Source organism: Thiohalocapsa sp. ML1, from assembly GCF_001469165.1.
Lineage (GTDB): Bacteria > Pseudomonadota > Gammaproteobacteria > Chromatiales > Chromatiaceae > Thiohalocapsa.
The window spans coordinates 1-18,537 of sequence record NZ_JABX01000001.1 but is presented as its reverse complement, the minus strand read 5'-3'; the positions used below and the strand labels follow the sequence as shown (position 1 = coordinate 18,537).

Annotated in this window: 12 protein-coding genes; 9 read left to right on the top strand and 3 right to left on the bottom strand. The window is 69.4% G+C overall.

Features of this window, described 5'->3' with window-relative positions:
* Positions 1-39: 39 nt before the first annotated feature.
* The gene (locus ML01_RS00060; RefSeq protein WP_058553357.1) at positions 40-2,547 is read right to left on the bottom strand and encodes a glycogen/starch/alpha-glucan phosphorylase; all 2,508 of its coding nucleotides are present in this window, start codon (positions 2,545-2,547) and stop codon (positions 40-42) included.
* Between the two features lie 373 nt (positions 2,548-2,920).
* Positions 2,921-4,072: a hypothetical protein gene (locus ML01_RS00055; protein WP_058553356.1), complete on the bottom strand. Its 1,152-nt coding sequence runs from the start codon at positions 4,070-4,072 to the stop codon at positions 2,921-2,923.
* 167 nt (positions 4,073-4,239) lie between these two features.
* On the opposite strand from ML01_RS00055, the gene ML01_RS00050 reads away from it, so the two are divergent.
* On the top strand, positions 4,240-4,557 hold the full coding sequence (locus ML01_RS00050) for a DUF1840 domain-containing protein (protein ID WP_058553355.1): 318 nt from the start codon (positions 4,240-4,242) through the stop codon (positions 4,555-4,557).
* A 76-nt stretch (positions 4,558-4,633) separates the two neighbouring features.
* Here ML01_RS00050 and ML01_RS00045 read toward each other — a convergent pair whose 3' ends face one another.
* Positions 4,634-5,167: a lipocalin family protein gene (locus ML01_RS00045; RefSeq protein ID WP_058553354.1), complete on the bottom strand. Its 534-nt coding sequence runs from the start codon at positions 5,165-5,167 to the stop codon at positions 4,634-4,636.
* A gap of 407 nt (positions 5,168-5,574) precedes the next feature.
* On the opposite strand from ML01_RS00045, the gene ML01_RS00040 reads away from it, so the two are divergent.
* The 8 genes from ML01_RS00040 to ML01_RS00005 all read left to right on the top strand — a co-directional run bounded on the left by ML01_RS00040 (position 5,575) and on the right by ML01_RS00005 (position 17,891).
* Positions 5,575-6,207, top strand: a complete 633-nt coding sequence (locus tag ML01_RS00040; RefSeq protein ID WP_162267927.1) for a hypothetical protein — start codon at positions 5,575-5,577, stop codon at positions 6,205-6,207.
* Positions 6,208-6,264: 57 nt separating this feature from the next.
* Positions 6,265-7,218, top strand: a complete 954-nt coding sequence (locus ML01_RS00035) for a GNAT family N-acetyltransferase (RefSeq protein ID WP_058553352.1) — start codon at positions 6,265-6,267, stop codon at positions 7,216-7,218.
* 452 nt (positions 7,219-7,670) lie between these two features.
* Positions 7,671-9,740: a glycogen debranching protein GlgX gene (gene glgX / locus ML01_RS00030; protein ID WP_058553351.1), complete on the top strand. Its 2,070-nt coding sequence runs from the start codon at positions 7,671-7,673 to the stop codon at positions 9,738-9,740.
* A 363-nt stretch (positions 9,741-10,103) separates the two neighbouring features.
* Positions 10,104-11,894, top strand: a complete 1,791-nt coding sequence (locus ML01_RS26680) for a hypothetical protein (protein ID WP_082673787.1) — start codon at positions 10,104-10,106, stop codon at positions 11,892-11,894.
* Positions 11,895-11,936: 42 nt separating this feature from the next.
* Positions 11,937-13,064, top strand: a complete 1,128-nt coding sequence (locus ML01_RS00020) for a hypothetical protein (RefSeq protein WP_058553350.1) — start codon at positions 11,937-11,939, stop codon at positions 13,062-13,064.
* A 227-nt stretch (positions 13,065-13,291) separates the two neighbouring features.
* Entirely contained in the window at positions 13,292-14,746 is a 1,455-nt protein-coding gene (locus ML01_RS00015) for a glycogen synthase (protein ID WP_371258165.1), read from the top strand.
* Between the two features lie 87 nt (positions 14,747-14,833).
* A complete protein-coding gene (gene pabB, locus ML01_RS00010) occupies positions 14,834-16,315 on the top strand; it encodes an aminodeoxychorismate synthase component I (protein ID WP_082673832.1) in 1,482 nt (493 codons plus the stop codon).
* 181 nt (positions 16,316-16,496) lie between these two features.
* A complete protein-coding gene (locus ML01_RS00005) occupies positions 16,497-17,891 on the top strand; it encodes a 2OG-Fe(II) oxygenase (protein ID WP_058553348.1) in 1,395 nt (464 codons plus the stop codon).
* Positions 17,892-18,537: the final 646 nt, after the last annotated feature.

Genomic DNA, 18,537 nt, shown 5'->3' with positions numbered 1-18,537 from the left:
CCTACTAGATCCCAGCCCCTAGCCCCTAGCCGCTAGCTCCTAGCCCCTACCCGGAGGCACGGGCTCCATCCGCCAAATATCGTTGTTGTACTCGCCAATGGTGCGGTCCGACGAGAAGAAGCCGCTGTGGGCGCTGTTCAGGATGCTCATGCGCAGCCAGCGCTCGCGATCCCGATAGGTCTCGGCGGCGAGGAGCTGGGCGCGGCGGTAGCTGTCGAAGTCCGCCGCCGTGAGCCAGGGATCGTGGGGGCTGCGGATGCCCTGCACGATGCGGTCGAAGATGCCGGGCTCGAACTGGTTGAAGTGCCCGGACTCCAGCAGCCCCATGACCTCCGAGAGCGCCGGGTCGTTGGCGATGATGCTGTTCGGGTCGTAGTGGCCGCGGATGCGCTCGACCTCGTCTGCCGTGTGGCCGAACAGGAAGAAATTGTCGTCGCCCACCTGCTCGCGGATCTCGATGTTGGCGCCATCGAGCGTGCCGATGGTGACGGCGCCGTTCATCATGAACTTCATGTTGCCGGTGCCGGACGCCTCCTTGCCGGCGGTGGAGATCTGCTCCGACAGGTCCGTGCCCGGCGCCAGCACCTCCATGACCGATACGCGGTAGTCCGGGATGAACGCCACGCGCAGCCACTCGCTCACCTGCGGGTCCGCATTCACGACGGCGGCGACGTTGTTGACGAGCTTGATGATGAGCTTGGCAATCTCATAGCCCGGCGCGGCCTTGCCGCCGATGAGCACGCAGCGCGGTGCGCCGATGTCGTGGTCACCGCGCTTGATGCGGTTGTAGAGGTGAATCACGTGCAGCACGTTCAGGAGCTGGCGCTTGTACTCGTGGATGCGCTTCACCTGCACGTCGAACATGAACTCCAGCGGGAATTCGACGCGGCAGGTGCCGGCGACGAGCTGCGCCAGGCGCTCCTTGTTCGCGCGCTTGATGCCGTCCCAACGCTCGCGGAAGGCGCGGTCCTCGGCCTTCGGCGCCAACGCCTCCAGACGCCGCAGGTCATGCACCCACTCCTTGCCGATGATCTCGTCGAGCAGTGTCCGCAGGCCCGGGTTGCACATCGCCAGCCACCGACGGGGCGTGACCCCGTTGGTCTTGTTGTTGAACTTGGCGGGCCAGAGCTCGTACCAGTCGCGGAACAGGCCCTGCTTCAGCAGCTCCGAGTGCAGCGCCGCGACGCCGTTGACGGAGAAGCTGCCGACGATGGCGAGATACGCCATGCGCACCTGCGGGTCGCCGCTCTCCTCGATCAGCGACATGCGTCGCTGCCGCTCCATGTCGCCGGGCCAGCGCGCGGCGACCTGCGACAGGAAACGCGCGTTGATCTCGTAGATGATCTCCAGCACCCGCGGCAGCAGTTGCGCGAACAGGCGCACCGGCCAGCGCTCCAGCGCCTCCGGCAGCAGCGTGTGATTGGTGTAGGCCATGGTGCGGGTGGTGATGTCCCAGGCCGTGTCCCAGTCGAGCTGCTGCTCGTCGATGAGCTGGCGCATCAGCTCCGGCACTGACACGGCCGGGTGCGTGTCGTTGAGCTGGAAGCAGTTCTTGTCCGCGAACGCGCTGAAGTCCTTGCCGTGCAGGCGGATCCACTCGCGCAGCACATCCTTGATGCTGGCGCAGGCGAGGAAGAACTGCTGGCGCAGCCGCAACTCCTTGCCGTTCTCGCTCGCATCGTTGGGGTAGAGCACCATGGTGATGTGCTCGGCATTGTTCTTGGCCGCGACGGACTCCGGATAGCTGCCGGCGTTGAACTCGCCTAGGTCGAACTCATCGGTCGCCGCCGCGGCCCACAGGCGCAGCGTGTTGATCGTGTCGTTCTTGTAGCCGGGGATCGGGATGTCGTAGGGCACGGCGAGCACGTCGTGCGTGTCCACCCAGCGGCGGTGCAGGCGGCCGGTCTCGTCCTTGTACTGCTCGGTGTGGCCGCCGAAGGGGATGCGCTGGGTGTATTCCGGGCGCTCCAGCTCCCAGGGGTTGCCGTCGCGCAGCCAGTGGTCCGGCTCCTCCACCTGGCGGCCGTTCTCGATGATCTGGCGGAACATGCCGTACTCGTAGCGCAGCCCGTAGCCCTTCACCGGCAGTTGCAGCGTGGCGCAGCTATCCAGGAAACAGGCGGCGAGCCGCCCCAGGCCGCCGTTGCCAAGGCCCGCGTCCATCTCGGCGGATTCGAGCTCCTCGTACAGCAGGCCCAGCTCGTAGAGGGCCTTCTTGGTCTCGTCGTCGATGCCGAGGTTGAGCAGCGCGTTGGACAGCGTGCGCCCCATCAGAAACTCGAGCGACAGGTAGTAGGTGCGCCGGCAGTTGGCCTCTTCATGCGCCGCGCGGGTGCGCTTCCAGCGCTCCATGAGCCGGTCGCGCAGCGTGATGGCCAGCGCCTTGTACGGGTAGTAGGCGGACTTGCAGTTGCGGTCGCGGCCGAGCGTGTGCGCGTAGTAGCGGCGGAAGTCGGTCGCGATGCCCTGCTTGTCCATGGGCAGCGGCGCGAGCTCGAACAGGGCCGCTTTCGGGGAGCTTTGGCTCAGATCTCGGAATGGGGACATGGGGCGTGTTCCGGCAAAAGGGGGTCGAAAGGGGGTCGATAAGGGGGACCGCGGCTGCATCGACGGCGGCAGCGGGCGTCGCCCGCCGACCGATGGCAAGCAGCGATCCGTCGGGCGTGCTTGGGTTGCAGGCAAAGATAACGCGCACGTGGCGCGGCGCGAAGGTCTTTGCGCACGCCGAGGCCAGCATTTTTTCAAAAGTACCCGACTCGAACGAAAAGCCTGCGCAATCTTGGCGCATCGGCGGCGAGGTGGGCTCGCTTGCGGTGCGCCGAGCCGCACCCCGATGTTCACGCAACGGGCGCGAGCGAGCACCGGCCATCGGCGCGGATGGGGGCGACGCAGGCGGCCTGACCGCCGCTGCGCGCGAGCATCAGGCGCCCGGCAGCGCCTCGCCCAGGTCGGCCGCCACCAGCCGCTCGCGCACGGCGTGCAGGTGGCCCATCAGCGCGGGCTCCAGCGCGGCGTAGGCGTCCGCGTTCGGCACCCGCTTGACGACGACGCCGAGCAGCTCCGTGATGGCGTTGCCGATGGAGTTCTGGCTGATGGTCACGAACAGCCGGCCGTCATCGCCGCGATAGATGAGCTGCTTGAAGGCCGGCTCCCAGCGGATGGCGTTGGCATAGGCGGGCTCTTTGATGCAGCGCTCCCGCACCATCTTGGCCGCGGCCATGAAGGCGTCGTCGGCGAGCAGCACGCGCTCCACGGCGGCCGGAAAGTACAGGTCCGGCAGCCGGTCCGCGTTGCGGCTAGACACCTGGCTGAAGAAGCTCCGGTAGAAGTCCAGAAAGCCCATCAGCAGCAGGTCGTACTCGCGCCAGAAGCGCACGTCGTGAATGGTCGCCGCGCCGCCCGCGATCTCCCAGCAGGGCAGGCCCTGCGGATAGCCCGTGAGGGCGAGCGCCGAGTCGACGCCGTGCACGGGGCGCAGCAGCGCAAGCTCCAGCGCTGTCGCGAAGAAGGCCCGGTAGACGTCGCGCATGTGCGCCTGGAACAGGCTGTTTTGGCCGCCGTCGGTGAGGTTCGGGTTGCTCGGGTCCGCCGGCTCCGCGGCGCGCAGGTCCGCCATCGGAAACACCATGAAGTGGTTGTGCAGCATGCGGATGCTCGGCACGCCGGGGGCCGTGAGCGGCCAGGTGGCGTCCAGGCTCGCCTCGCCGGCCAGCACCAGCGCCGTGGCCGGGTCCGGCCAGTGCTCCAGCATGTAGCCGATGATGACGGCGTTCATGCGGTTCCAGATCCGCCGCACGCGCTCCGGCACCTGGGTGCGCCGCACCGGGCGGCCGAGGGGGTTTAGGATCTCGCGCGCGGTGTTGTAGATGATGGAGCAATCAAAGCTGCCGGAATGCCCGAGCGCCTTGCGGTACAGGAGCAGGTTCTCCGGGTTGCCGAGCAGGCCGTTGTTGGTGACCAGATCGTTCAGGTTCTCGGCGCTGTTGAAGAACTCGTTCTGCGCCATGCCCGCCGGCACGTCGAGCGGGATCGGGCGAAACGGCGTGACGAGTTGACGGGGGCCTGGTTGCATGGCGGGCTCCGGGGGTTGGCGGAGGATGGGCGGCGACCGCGGCAGGCAGTGTAGCGCCTACGCACCGCAGGGCGGCAGCGGCGGCGGCTCGTCGGCGCGGACAACGCGCCGGAAGCCGCGGCGGCGTTATGCTCACTGCAGTGCCGACACTCCACCGGAGACAGACCATGCTGATCACCTTCAAGACCCCGGCGTATGCGGACATCACGATGTTCGGCGACGTCGGCAAGGCTTTAATCAAGATGCTGGGCCACAGCGGCAGCATCCCCGGCGCCATCCTCGCTGAGGACGTGCCCAAGGCGCTCGACAAGCTTCGCGCCGCCGTCCAGCACAACCCGGACGCGCCGCTGAACCCGCACCGCGACGACGATGACGACCGACCGAGCGGCGAGAGCGTCAGCCTCGCCAAGCGCGCGTTGCCGCTCATCGAGCTGCTGGAGGCCGCGGCCCGCGACGGCAAGCATGTGATGTGGGACCAAGGTTAGAGGGCCGAGGGCCGAGGGCCGAGGGCCAAGGACCAAGGACGCGATCCTCGGCCTTCAGCCCTTGGCCGTGCGCACGTCAGGTCGCTTGTTGCTCCGTTCGTTTGACCCGAGCCGCGTCGAAGCCCTGGGCCGCGGCGATGGCCATGGCTTGGTCATACGCCTCGGCTTCGATGTGCGGTGCGCGGGCGATGAGCCAAAGCCGTTTCCGGCTCGGCGTGCCCGTCAGCACCCATCGGTACTCGGGGTCCAGGCCGATCACCCACAGGTCGCCGCGAATGAGCTTGAAGAACCTCAAGATCAGCTTCGACCCGCTCGGGTCCGCGGGATGGACCGTGCCGGTCACTTCGCTGCGGCGCATCCGCGCCTTCGCGTTGCGGCCGACGGTCTGCACGGTGAGCCCGCCGTCCGGGCGCTTCGCATAGGTCGCGGTTACGTTCACGCTGTGTTGGCCAGGGCCGTCTGCCTCCAGATTGGGCAGCCGCGCCACCTCGAACCAGGTCCCTAGCAGCCGATCCAGATCCACCTGCGCGACGGTCGCGGGCGGATCGCGACGCTGGCCGAGCTGGCTCGGGAGCAGATTGCGAAACATCTCACGCGCGTTCTTGATCATGCGTCGGCAAGTGGGCGTGCAATTCCTCGGAAGCAACCCGCGATCCGCTCCGGTTGGCTACCCGCGGCGTCCTGCCGCCGAGCATCAATGGCAACACGGCTGCTCTGCGTGTCGGCGCGTGCCGGAAAGTCGCTGGCAGCGGCGGCGCCAACGAGCGCCGAGCAGGCGCAGCTATCTCGTTACGTGTATTTTCAGCAAGCCTTCGCGCGGTTCCCGCCACGTTGTAAAATGCTGTCAAATATAGTAAAAAATGGGTGATGTCGCCCGTGCGCCGACGGCCTGGCGGACGGCCGCGGCAGTTGCGCGTCACCCGTTTCGTGTAGCATATCGCTCTGCCGACGCGCGACCCCCCGCCGGAATGAACCCTTTGCACGTCCCGCGCTCGGATCAGAACCACGGAGCCTGCCATGGGAATGTTCGATTCCTTTCTCATCGACATTGATGGGCATGAGGTTGAGGTGCAGACCAAGCGCTTCGATCAGGTGCTCGCGCGCTATCGCGTGGGCGATGTGGTGTCCGGGGCGGCACCGGGCGTACAGGTGCTGACGGACCAGTTGGCGCTCGATGCCGCTGGTCAGCAGGTGTACGGCGAGCGCGATGGGGCGTCGTGGTGGACGGTTTTCATCGTGCTCGGGCATGGGCTGTTTGCATGCTACGAGGCGCATGCCGGCAGGCTCTCCGTGGCGGCACGGCTGGCGCGCATCCGGGCGCTTGCGGCCGCTTGGGAGGACTCGGCCCGCCTGCTCGGCCGCATGGCGCAGTCCGTTGGCGAGAAGCAGGCACAGCTCGAGCGGCTCGGGGCCTGGCTCGGCTATGTGCGCGCAACGGTGGCGGACGCCCGCCGCCTGCGGGCGGGCGAGCAACTGCAAGCCCCATTCGGGCTGGAGCGCGACGCGACCGTGCGGCTCAAGTCCGGCGAGGACCCGCTCGCCGTGCTGGAAGATCTGCTGCTCGCCGAGCCCGCCGATGCCATGGGACTCGGCTTTGCGGGGCCCTTTCGGCTGGCCGAGCGGGACCCGCTCGCGCCCTATCGCCTGTGACCCGACGAGGCGCGCGGCCCACTGCGCGCCGCGCCCGCCGAGGAGCGACCACCACCGATGCTCGATGATCCGGAATTGAGCCAGTTGCATGGGCAGGTGGCGGAGCGCCTGCGCGCCGCCATGCCCGCGGTGGTGCCGCTCGACCTGGACGACGACAGCGCCCGCCAGCTTTGGCGCGCCTGCGAGCTCTGCAGCTATCTCGACAACCGCGTGGCCGATCCGGCAGCGCTGCCGGACCCGCGCGGCATGACCGCCGCGGACATCGACGCTTGGTCCGCGCGCCTGTTGCTGCTGGGCGAGCGCATCACGGACCCGCGGGACTCCGACTGGTATCGGTCGTATTGGCTCGTGGCGGACGGCCGGCGCATCGGCACCATTGCGCTGCAGGTCTGGGATTGGGGCTGGGCGGGGCCGCATCTCGGTTTCGCAAGCCTGTACCTGCTGCGCGAGCACCGCCGCCTCGGCCATGCGAGTCGCTTGCTGCGCGCTCTCCACGAGACCGTCGCGGCGATGCCGTTGTCGGCGCTGCGCCTGGACACGGACTGGCTGTGGCAGCCGGCGGTGCGGCTCTATCTCAGCGCCGGCTTCTCGGTGGCCAATTGGAAGCATGTCCTGAGCCTGGTGCGCTGGCGCGACGAGCCACCGCCGCGGGTGCAAGTCACAGCGCACCGCATGGCCCTGCTGCGCGCGGCGGAGGACACGCCCATCATCAGCGCGACCCGCGACGGCGAGCGCCTGAACTGGCACGACCACCGCACCGAGGCGGAGCGTGCGGACAGCGCCACCTGGCTGCGCCGGGAGCCGACGCTGTCGCTCTGGCTCGCCGTGCACGGCTGGCCGCTGATCCGCGGCCCCGAGTCCTGGGCGGAACGGGAGCGCTGGATGGATACCGGCATGCCGGAGGGTCTCGCGGAGAAGATCCAGCGCTGGGAGGCCTATGCCCGCCGCCATGGACTCGAGGTGCTGACACCGCGCATTCCCGGGCTCAGCTACCCGAGCTCATACCCATAACCCGCAACTCTCCCCGATGCCTCCCGATGCCGCGCACGGCGTTGCGCCCAAGCGCGACATCCGGCACGCGTCTTGGGCCGGCGCGGCTGCTGAGGCGCCGGAGACCTTGAGTCCTAGACTGCTTGACGGCAATAGGGCCGCGGGAGCCCTCCTCGGCCCTCGGCCCTTTGATTCACTTGCGCCAACGAGCGGGCTGCGCAAGACGACGCTCCGTGCCCTGGTCGGTCTGAGGCTCCGCCTCGCTAGCGCTTGACATCTTTCAGTGTCCCGTCGCCGGAAGCCCGGATAATGGCCCGTTCCTCCAGCCGATGCCCCGCCCCGGTGTCTGCCCGATAGCATCGGCGTCTATGTGTACGCCTCGCGAGGCGCTAGAATGCCGCGCGCGCCGGGGCACCCTCGGCGCCGCCCTGCTCGGCGGGGCGCAGTCGGATAACAAGCCGAGCCCTTCAGTCATGTCCCAGAGCTACCCGGTCCGCCCTGGTCGCCGCTATCCGCCTGGCGCCAGCATCAACGACGAGGGCATCAACTTTTCGCTGTACAGCCGGCATGCCACTGGCGCGACGCTGCTGCTCTACGAGGCGGGCGAAGACGCGCCCTTCCAGGTCATCGACCTGGACCCGGAGGTGAATCACACCTTCTTTAGCTGGCACGTGGAGGTCGTGGACCTGCCGCCCGGCACCCGCTATGCGTGGCGCCTGGACGGCCCTTGGGACCCGGTGCACCACGGCTGGCGCTACGACCCGCGCGTGGAGCTGCTGGACCCCTGGGCGCGGGCGCTGGACGCCGGCGCCTGGGACCGTGCGCGCCGTTGCAGCGACGGCCCGCGCCCCGGCGACGGCATCCGCGGCGTCGTGCTCGCGGACGCCTACGACTGGGAGGGCGACGAGCCGCTGCGCCTGCCCTCGCAGAACATGATCATCTACGAGCTGCATGTCGGCGGCTTCACGCGCCATCCGAGCGCCGGCGTCGCGCACCCCGGCAGCTTTGCCGGCGTGGTCGAGAAGATCCCGCACCTAAAGCGCCTCGGCATCACCCATGTGGAGCTGATGCCGGTGATGGCCTTCGACCCGCAGGACGTGCCCCCCGGCACGGACGCGGCGGGTCTGCGCAACTTCTGGGGCTACAGCACGCACGGGTTCTTTGCGCCGCACCCCGGCTTCTGTATCGGGGAGCCTACCGAGCACCGGCGCGAGTTTCGCGACATGGTGAAGGCGCTGCACCGCGCCGGCATCGGCGTGCTGCTGGATGTGGTGTTCAACCACACGGCCGAGGGCGGGGAGGGCGGCCCGGCGATCCACTTCAAGGGGCTCGGCAACGAGACCTTCTACATGCTAGACCCCACGGACCGTAGCCGCTATCTGGACTTCACCGGCTGCGGCAACACCGTCAACGCCAATCATCCCTTCGTCGCCCGCTACATCATCGACTGCCTGGAGTACTGGGTGCGGGAGATGCACGTGGACGGCTTCCGCTTCGACCTCGCCAGCGCGCTCGCCCGCGGCGAGCACGGCGCGCCGCTGGAGCATCCGCCGGTGCTCTGGGGCATCGAGCTGTCCGATGTGCTCGCCGGCGCCAAGATCATTGCCGAGGCCTGGGACGCGGCCGGGCTGTACCACGTCGGCAGTTTCCCGGGCTACCGCTGGATGGAGTGGAATGGCCGTTATCGGGATTCGCTGCGCGCCGCCGTGCGCGGCGACCCCGGCCTGGTGGCGGAGCTGGCGACGCGCATCGCCGGCAGCAGCGACCTCTACGCCCGCGGGCTGCGGCATCCGATCAACAGCATCAACTTCGTCACCTGCCACGACGGCTTCACGCTCGCGGACCTGGTCAGCTACAACGATAAGCACAACGAGGCCAACCACGAGGGCAACCGCGACGGTTGCGAGCACAACCTGAGCTGGAACTGCGGCGTTGAAGGCGACACCGACGACCCGGCCATCCTGGCACTGCGGCGCCGGCAGGCGAAGAACCTGCTGACACTGCTGCTCATCAGCCAGGGCATCCCGATGCTGAACGCCGGCGATGAGTTTCTGCGCTCGGCGGGCGGCAACAACAACACCTGGTGCCAGGACAACCCCACCGGCTGGCTCGACTGGGCGCTGGCCGACGAGAACGCCGACATGCTGCGCTTCACGGCCGGGCTCATTGCGCTGCGCAAGCGCCATCGCAGCCTCAGGCGCCGGCACTTCCTGCACGACGGCGACATCCGCTGGCAAGCCCTCGACGGCGGTGCGCCCGGCTGGATGGACCCGGAGTCGCGCGAGCTCGCCTTCACGCTGCGCGGGCGCAACGACGCCGAGGCGCCGCTGCACGTGCTGATCAACCTCAGCGACAAGGCACGCACCTGCGTGCTCCCGCCGGCGCTCGGCGACTGGCGCTGGGCCATCGCCGTGGACACCGGTGCCCCGGCACCGCGCGACCTCATCGAGCCCGACGAGCAGCGCAGCATCGGCGCCCGGCGCTGGCGCATCGGCGCGCGGAGCGTGTTGGTGCTTGAGGGAAAGTCGGATTTTGAAGTTTGAAGTTTGAAGTGTGAAGTGTGAAGGGGGCCAGCGGGCGGGGTGCAGGTTGCAAAAGTGCAAAAGTGCAAAAGCGCAAAAGCGCAAAAGCGCAAAAGTGCAAAAGTGCAGGGGGGCGGGTGCAAGCGTGCAGGGTGCCCTCCTCGGCCCTCGGCCCTCGGCCCTCGGCCCTGTCGCCGTGTTGTCGCAGTTGACGCCATGGCGGGGCTGGACTAGCGTCGGGTGACCCAACATCCGAACTGCTCCGGTCCGCCGTCGGGGCGTAGCGTTTGGCGAGCCGGTAGACGACCCGGAGCCGCGCGATCTCGCCAATTCCCCGCCCGATCGGGCACAATTCCCGTTTGCTCTGTTTGCTTCCATGCCCTGATGCTGGACACCAATATCTTTCACGCGCTCGGGCTGCACATGCACCAGCCGCCCGGCAACCTGGCCCTGCTCATCGAGGCCAACCCTTGGGAGGCCGAGCAGATCATCCGCTGTTACGAGCGGCCGACCCGCTATGCGCAGCAGTATGCCGATGTGGGCCACCTGCACGTCGGCTTTTCGGGCATCCTGCTGGAGCAGTTCCGGGACCCGGCCATCGTCGATCGCTATCGGCACATCATCGACATCCCGGCGATGCTCGATGCTTACCGCAGCACGCCGAACATCGAGCTCATCGGCATGGGCTACTTCCACCCGATCTTCCCGCTGATCCCGCCGGCGGACTGGGAAGAGCAGTTGCGCACCGGGCGGGAGCTCATGGCGGAGATCTTCGGCCGTGCGCCGCGCGGCTTCTGGCCGCCGGAGATGGCCTTCTCGATGGAGATGATCCCGGCGCTGGTGCGGGCTGGCTACGAGTACGTGGTGGTCGACGGCGTGCATGTGCACCCCGAGGACGGCGTCACCGACGTATTCCGGCCCTATCTTGCCTGCCACGACGGCGACTGCATTACCGTGGTGCCGCGCGACCGCGATGTCTCCAACGCGCAGGAGAGCGGGCTCGACGCGACCTGGTTCGCGCACGAGGTGACGCACCGCTGCCGCTTCTCGCCGCGCCCGCACGAGCCCAGGCTCTGCACCACCTGGTCCGACGGCGAGAACGGCGGCTGGTTCCGGCAGACGCACGAGGGCTCCGGCTTCTTCGGCCACTACTTTGCGCCCTACATGGAGCACGTGCGCGGCGGCGAGTACCCGATCCGCCCGGTGGGCTTGAGCGATTACCTCGCCGCCCATCCCGCAAGCGCCCATGCCCATGTGCAGACCGGCGCCTGGAACGTCGGCTCGACCTCCGGCTTCGACCTGTCGCAATGGGCGGGCTCCGACGGCCAGCGGCACGGCGCCGAGACAGTGCGCGCGCTGAGCCGGCGTTGGTGGGACCTGCACGATCGCGGGCGCGCCGACGCCGGCACCCTGGCCCGCGCCCGCCGGCTGGTGCTGGAGTCGCAGACGAGCTGCTATTTGTTCTGGGGCGACGACTGGCTGCCGAAGCTCGCGGAACTGACGGACGCCGCCGCCGGCCTCATTAACGGCCTGGAGCAGGCGGCTGGGGAACAACCGGAGGCGCCGGTCGTGCCGGCTGCGGCCAAGGCCAAGGCCGTTCCGGAGCCCGCGCCGGAGCAGGTGCGCCCGAGCGCCGAGCAGTCCGCCGAGCTAAGTGCCGGCGCCACTGGCGCTGCCGAGCCCGCCGCGCCAAGCGCCGAGGCGGCTGGCGCTGCCAAGCCCGCAGAGCCCACCAAGCTCACCAAGCCCGGCGCAGACCAGGCGGCTGCCGACAACGCCCCGCCGCCAGCAGCCGCGCGGCAAGGAGAACCAGCCCCGACGCCAGCGGCGGCGCCGCCGGCCCCCGCCGAGCCCGCGACGCCGGCGAAGGCTGCGACCGCTCCCGCAGCCGCCAAGGCAGCGGACGCCGCCCCGGCCGTCCAGCCCGCGGCAACCGGCATGGCCGAGCCCACCGACGAGCCCAAAGCCGTCGCGAGCACACCTGCCCCGGACCCAGCCAAGGTCGAACCGTCGCCCGGCGACGCGCCACCGCCGACGCAGAAGACCAACGCCGTTGCCGGCAGAAAGGCGAAACCCGCGTCGCCCCGGCAGGCAGCGCCGCCGGTGCCGGGCGGCAAGGGCAAACCGAAGGACAAGCCCCCGGCGAACAAGAAGAAACCGGGGAACGGACCCTGACCGGCCCGCTGACGCGACCAACCCCGGCGTGCGGAGCACAAGGTGAGCACTGATCACGGCGACGAGCCGCCGGCGCCGTTCGATCCGAGCCTAGACGACGCCCACGCCGAGGGTCCGTTTCCAGACACCGCGGCCGGTACGAGCCTGGTGCTGTATCAGACCGAGGGCGGCGCCGTCGATCTGCGCTGGCGCATCGACCCCGCGGACATCGCCCACGCCCGTGCCGCCTTCGCCGGCGCCGAGGCGCGCCCGGTGCTGCGGCTGCATCGTAGCGGCAGGGACGGCGCCGATCAGGTCATCGCCAATGCGGAGCTCGGCGACGACGCCGCCGCGCAGGGCGGCCTCGCGCACTACGACGGCACCGGCGGGGACGGGCTGCTGCGCGCCGAGATCGGGCTCGCCGGTGACAGCGGCGGCTGGATGCTCATCGCCCGCTCCAACGGCCTGCCGGCGGCCGTGCCCGTGGGGGTCGAGTTTCTGCATGCCGATGCCGCGGTGCCGAGCGCGCCCGAGGCAGCGCCCGCGGCGCAGGACGACCAGGCGTTGCCGGCGGCGGACGCGGCGGGCCAGCCCACGGCAGCGCAGACCAAGGCGCCCGCGCCGGTGTGGGGCCTGGCCGCCGAGTTCCCACTGGTCGAGCCGGTGCTGTCGCTGCTGGCCGAGATCGCGGCACTCGGCGGCACGCTGGCCGTCGATGCCGACGCTGCCACGCAAGCGCTGCCGACCTCGCCTGCCGCCTTGCACCTCGGCTTGGACATCGGGACCGCGGCCGCCGTCAGCAGCCCGGCCGAGGGCCTGCCGCCGGGCGCCCTGCGCGCGCCCGAGGAGCCGCCGCCCGGCGGCGTCGTGCCGCGCTTGCGGCAGCGGCCAGCAGCCGTTGCGGCTCGCGTTGGTCCCGCCGGCGGCCCGGCCGCGCCCGCTGCCGGCCCGGTGGCCGGCAGCGGCCCCTTGCGCCGGCCCGACGCCGATGCCAGCCTGCACGCGGAGCTGGTGGTGCACGGCAGTGCGCCGCCGGGCACCGTGCTTGATCTGGGCGGCCACGCCTACCAAGTCGGCCCTGGCGGGCGTTTCGTCTTGCGCATCCCGATCCGCGAGCCCGGCCTGGTGCAGCGTGTGCTCGGGGCGCTGCCGCACCTGCCGGTGGCGCCGCGCCCCGACGGCGAGACCTGATCGTGCCGAGCCCGATCGGCGGCGTCGGGTCCGCCTGCTCTGCGGGCGCAGGCAGCGCGCCGACAGACGCCCCGCGGCGGCGCGTATAATCGGCGGCTATTCCCGCCGCTGACCTTCCGCGCTCCCGGCGCCGATGTCGGGCAGTCTCAACGCCAGCGCCGCATCCCGCAGCGCGTCCCAAGCTTGCAGCCAAGGAGCGCCACAAGGAACGCCCTATGTACATCGTCATGGCCAGCCCCGAATGTGCCCCCGTCGCCAAGGCCGGTGGGCTCGGCGACTTCGTGCACGGCCTGGGGCGCGAGCTGTCCATCCGCGGCAACCACGTGGAGATCGTGCTGCCGAAGTACGACACGCTCCGCTTCGACCGCATCGGTGGCATGCACAAGGTCTACCGCGACCTGTGGGTGCCCTTCTACGACAAGGCCATCCACTGCGACGTCGAGTACGGCGAGGTGGACGGGCTCAACTGCTTCTTCATCGACGCCCACTCCGAGCACGGCTTTTTTAACCGCGGCAAGATCTACGGCGACGCCGACGACGCCGACCGCTTCGCGTTCTTCTCCCGGGCGGCCATGGAGTTCTTGTACAAGTCCGGCCGGCGCCCGGACATCATCCATTGCAACGACTGGCATACCGGCCTCATGCCGGTGCTGCTGTACGAGATCTACGCCGGGCTCGGCATGGGCCACAGCCGCGCCTGCTACTCGCTGCACAACATGGGCCATCAGGGCTGGGTGGCGCCGCACGTGCTGCGGATGAACCGCCTCGATGTCGGCCGGCTCATGGTCCCGGAGCGGCTGCAGGCACCCGGCAATCCGGCCGAGGTGAACCTGATGAAGGGCGGCATCGTGTTCTCGAACTTCGTCACCACGGTATCGCCGCGCTACGCCTGGGAGATCCAGCACACGGAGCAGGGCATGGGCCTGCAAGGGCTGCTGAAGGTGCACGATCGCAAGTTCGGCGGCGTGCTGAACGGCATCGACTACAACACCTGGAACCCCGAGATCGACCCGCACCTGCCGGCCAACTACGGCCCGGACAGCCTGCCCGCCAAGGCCAAGTGCAAGGCGGCGCTGCGCGCGCGCACCGGCCTCACGGACGTGTTCAAGCCCGTCGTCGCCGTCGTCAGCCGGCTCGACCGGCAAAAGGGCGTGGAGCTGATCCGCCACGGCATCTACTACGCCCTCGCCCAGGGCTGCCAGTTCGTGCTGCTCGGCAGCGCGCCGGAGCCGGCCGTGAACGCCGACTTCTGGCAGATCAAGCACGAGATGGATGCGAGCCCGGACTGCCACCTGGAGCTGGGTTACGACGAGGACCTGGCGCATCTCATCTACGCCGGCGCCGACATGATCCTGATCCCGAGCGTCTACGAGCCCTGCGGCCTCACGCAGATGATCGCGATGAAATACGGCTGCGTGCCCATTGCGCGGCGCGTCGGCGGGCTCGCGGACACCGTGTTCGACGCCAACTATTCAGACCGGCCCTTCGAGCACCGCAACGGCTACGTCTTCGACGACTACACCTACGCGGGGATGGAAGGCGCCCTCGGCCGCGCCATCGGGCTCTGGAAGCGCTTTCCGGAGTATTTCCGGCAACTGCGCGTCAACGGCATGCGCCAGGATCACTCTTGGAACGGTCCGGGGCAGCACTATCTGGACATTTACAACCATATTAGAGCCTAAGGGCCGAGGGCCGAGGGCCGAGGGCCGAGGGCCGAGGTTGCGCCGAGTCGGCACGGCCGCCGCTTGCTGCCGGAAGTGTTCGACGCCATGAGCCCAGCCTATCGTCTTGAGGCGCTGCCTTACCGTGCGGATACGGCGGCGCTGTTCGAGCCCGTGGCGGGGGAGCCCTGGGCGGTGTTTCTGGACAGCAATGCGGGCTGCGCGGCCGGCGGGCGCTGGGACATCGTCGCGCTGGCACCGCGCGTCACGCTGCGCACCGTCGGACCTCTGACCGAGATCCGCAGCGGTAAGCGGACGCATCGCTCCACCGCGGACCCCATCGCGCTGCTGCGCGATGCCCTCGGCGCCGACTTGGGTCCGGCTCCGGGTCCGGCGCTGCCCTTCGTCGGCGGCGCCATCGGCTGGTTCGGCTACGACCTCGCGCGCCGCTTCGAGCGCCTGGGACCGTTCAGCAGGCTGCCCGCCGGCGCGCCGCAAATGGCCGTCGGCGTCTACGACTGGGCGCTGGTCATCGATCACCAAGCGCGCGCGAGCTGGCTCGTCGGCCGCGGCGACCCGGCCGACCCGCCCTGTCGGCGGCTGCGGCGCCTCGCCGAGGGCACAGAGGCGGCACCGGCGCGGACCTTTCGCGCCACCGGGCCGCTGGTCACCGACCTGGACTGGGCCGCCTACGGCGAGCGCTTCGCCGCGGTGCAGCGCTTCATCCGCGCCGGCGACTGCTATCAGGTGAACCTCGCCCGGCGCTGGCAGGTGCCGGTCGCCGGCTGCCCCTGGGGCGCCTACCGGCGGCTCAAGGCGCTCAGCCCGGCGCCCTTCGCGGCCTACCTCAACACGCCGGGCGTGCAGGTCTTGTCCGCGTCGCCGGAGCGATTTCTGGCCGTGCGCGACGGCCGGGTCGAGACCCGCCCCATCAAGGGCACCGCGGCGCGCGACCCAGACTCGGCCCGGGACCGGGCGCTGGCGGCGGCGCTGGCAGCGAGCCCGAAGGACCGCGCCGAGAACCTGATGATTGTCGATCTGCTGCGCAACGATCTCGGCCGCTGCTGCGAGACCGGCAGTGTCAAGGTGCCCGAGCTCTTCAAGGTCGAGTCCTACCCCGGCGTGCACCATCTGGTCAGCACCGTCACCGGCCGGCTCCGCGCCGACGCCGACGCGCTGTCGCTGCTCCGCGCCGCATTCCCCGGCGGCTCCATCACCGGCGCGCCGAAGATCCGCACCATGCAGATCATCGACGCGCTGGAGGGCGCTCCCCGCGGCGTCTACTGCGGCGCCATCGGCTATGTCGGCTTCGACGGCGCCATGGATACCAGCATCGCCATCCGCACCGCCGGCGTCGCCGGCGGCGTGCTCGACTTCCGCGCCGGCGGTGGGCTCATCGCGGACTCCGACTGCGACGCCGAATGGGCCGAGATCGGACTCAAGGCGCGGGCGATGCTGGAGCTGGCGGCGGAGCTCGGCGCCGCAGAGTCGCGCCCGGCTGCTGCCGACGCGTACGCCACCGGGTCGCGTCCGGCGGACGCGACGGCAAGGATGCGCCGTGGTCCGCAGCAGAGGGCCGCTGCAGACTGAATTCGCCAAGGCAAGCCGCGGGCCCGCCTCGGGGCTTGCGCTTCGCTTGGCCGACCGCCGACGCCTTCAGCGCAACGCGGACCCGCGCATGCGGGCTGCTCGACGCGCGGGGCTCGACCGGCGCACCGGCGAGCCGGTAGGCTCGCACACACCGAGGCGCAATTGCGACGGAGTTCTGCCCATGCCCAGCCTTCAGCACGCCTTCGCCGAGATCCTGGCGCGCATCGACCGCCCCGGCGACTACTTCGCCGCCGGCACTATCGACATGTATCCCCCGCGCCTCAGCGTCGCGGGCGTCGGCACCGTGGCGCTGCCGCTGCTGCCCGCGCAGGCGGAGCAGCTCCTCGCCGTCGCCGAGCAGGCGCCCTACGGCCGCGGCACCGAGACCCTGGTGGATACCGACGTGCGGCGCACGTGGCAGATCGATGCCGGCCGCATCCGCCTGGAAGGCAAACGCTGGGCCGATGGCCTCGCCCGCATCCTGCGCGCCGTGACCGGCGGGCTCGGTGTCCACGGCGTGGTGGAGGCGGAGCTGTACAAGCTCCTGATCTACGACGCCGGCGCTTTCTTCGTCAGCCACCGCGACAGCGAGAAGGCCCCCGGCATGTTCGGGACTCTCGTGCTTGCGCTGCCCTCGGCGTACAGCGGCGGCGAGCTCGTGATCCGCCACAAGCACCACGAAGCCACGGTTGATCTGCACCGCGACGAGCCCTCCGAGCTGGCCTACGCCGCCTTCTACGCCGACTGCCGGCACGAGGTGCTGCCGGTCACCGCCGGTCATCGCTGCGTGCTCGTCTACAACCTGCTGCGTCGCGACGGCGGCCCCCTGCCGCAGGTGCCGGACCACGACCGCGAGCGCGGCGAGCTCGCCGCACTGCTGCGGGACTGGGCCGCGGCCGATCCGGGCGCCGACATGCCGCACAAGCTCATCTGCCCGCTGGAGCACAGCTACACCGAGGCGGAGCTCGGCTTCGCGGCGCTGAAGGGCGTCGACGCCGCCATGGCCGGCGTCATGCTCGGTGCCGCCGCCGATGCCGATTGCGACCTGCAGCTCGCAATGCTCACCATCAGCGAGAGCGGCTCGGCCGAGCACATCGGCGGCGGCTATTGGCGCGACGACGACGACGCGGACTTCGAGATCGGCGAGGTGCTGCACGGAAAAGAGGGACAGACCACGTTTCTTGAGTGGAGAACAAGTAGTCGTCGGCAAAGTCGTTGCCATCCGCCGATCCCTGATGCGGCATTACGCCGGCGAAGCTCGTGCGGCGGCCCGGAAGTCCCGAGACGCGCTCGCGGGAAAAGAGGCACGGGAAAAGAGGGACAGACCACGTTTCTTGAGTGGAAAACAAGCAGTCGTCGGCAAAGTCGTTGCCATCCGCCGATCCCTGATGCGGCATTACGCAGGCGAAGCTCGTGCGGCGGCCCGGAAGTCCCGAACCCGTCTCGTGTCGTCGCGGGCGGATTCACTCGCGACACCGCGCCAGCGGGCTCGCGCATCGAAGGGCACTCTGCGCCTCGGGCCAGCGATGCGCGGGAACGGCGGAGACTTGGCAGCGAAGCACGTGCCCTCCCGTAGCCGAGCCGAAGCCGGGGCGGGCCGAAGAGCCAACCTCCACGTCGGCTCCGCAGTCGCGGCATCAGTGCCTCCCGCGCTGTCGCCGTGTTGACCTGGAGGTCAACACTCCAGTCAACCCGCGTCAACACCGCGCACATTCGATTGCGACCACGATTACGACAGCGACGACGATGACGAAACCACGGAAAAGAGGGACACACGGAAAAGAGGGACACGGAAAAGAGGGACAGACCACGTTTCTTGAGTGGAGAACAAGTAGTCGTCGGCAAAGTCGTTGCCATCCGCCGATCCCTGATGCGGCATTACGCAGGCGAAGCTCGTGCGGCGGCCAGTCAACCCGCGTCAACACCGCGCACATTCGATTGCGACCACGATTACGACAGCGACGACGACGACGACGACGACGATGACGATGACGAAACCACGGTCTCGGGATTTCGGAAAAGAGCGGAAAAGAGGGACAGACCACGTTTCTTGAGTGGAAAACAAGCAGTCGTCGGCGAAGTCGTTGCCATCCGCCGAGCCCTGATGAGCGGAAAAGAGGGACAGACCACGTTTCTTGAGTGGAAAACAAGCAGTCGTCGGCGAAGTCGTTGCCATCCGCCGAGCCCTGATGCAGCACTACGCAGGCGAAGCTAGTGCTTCG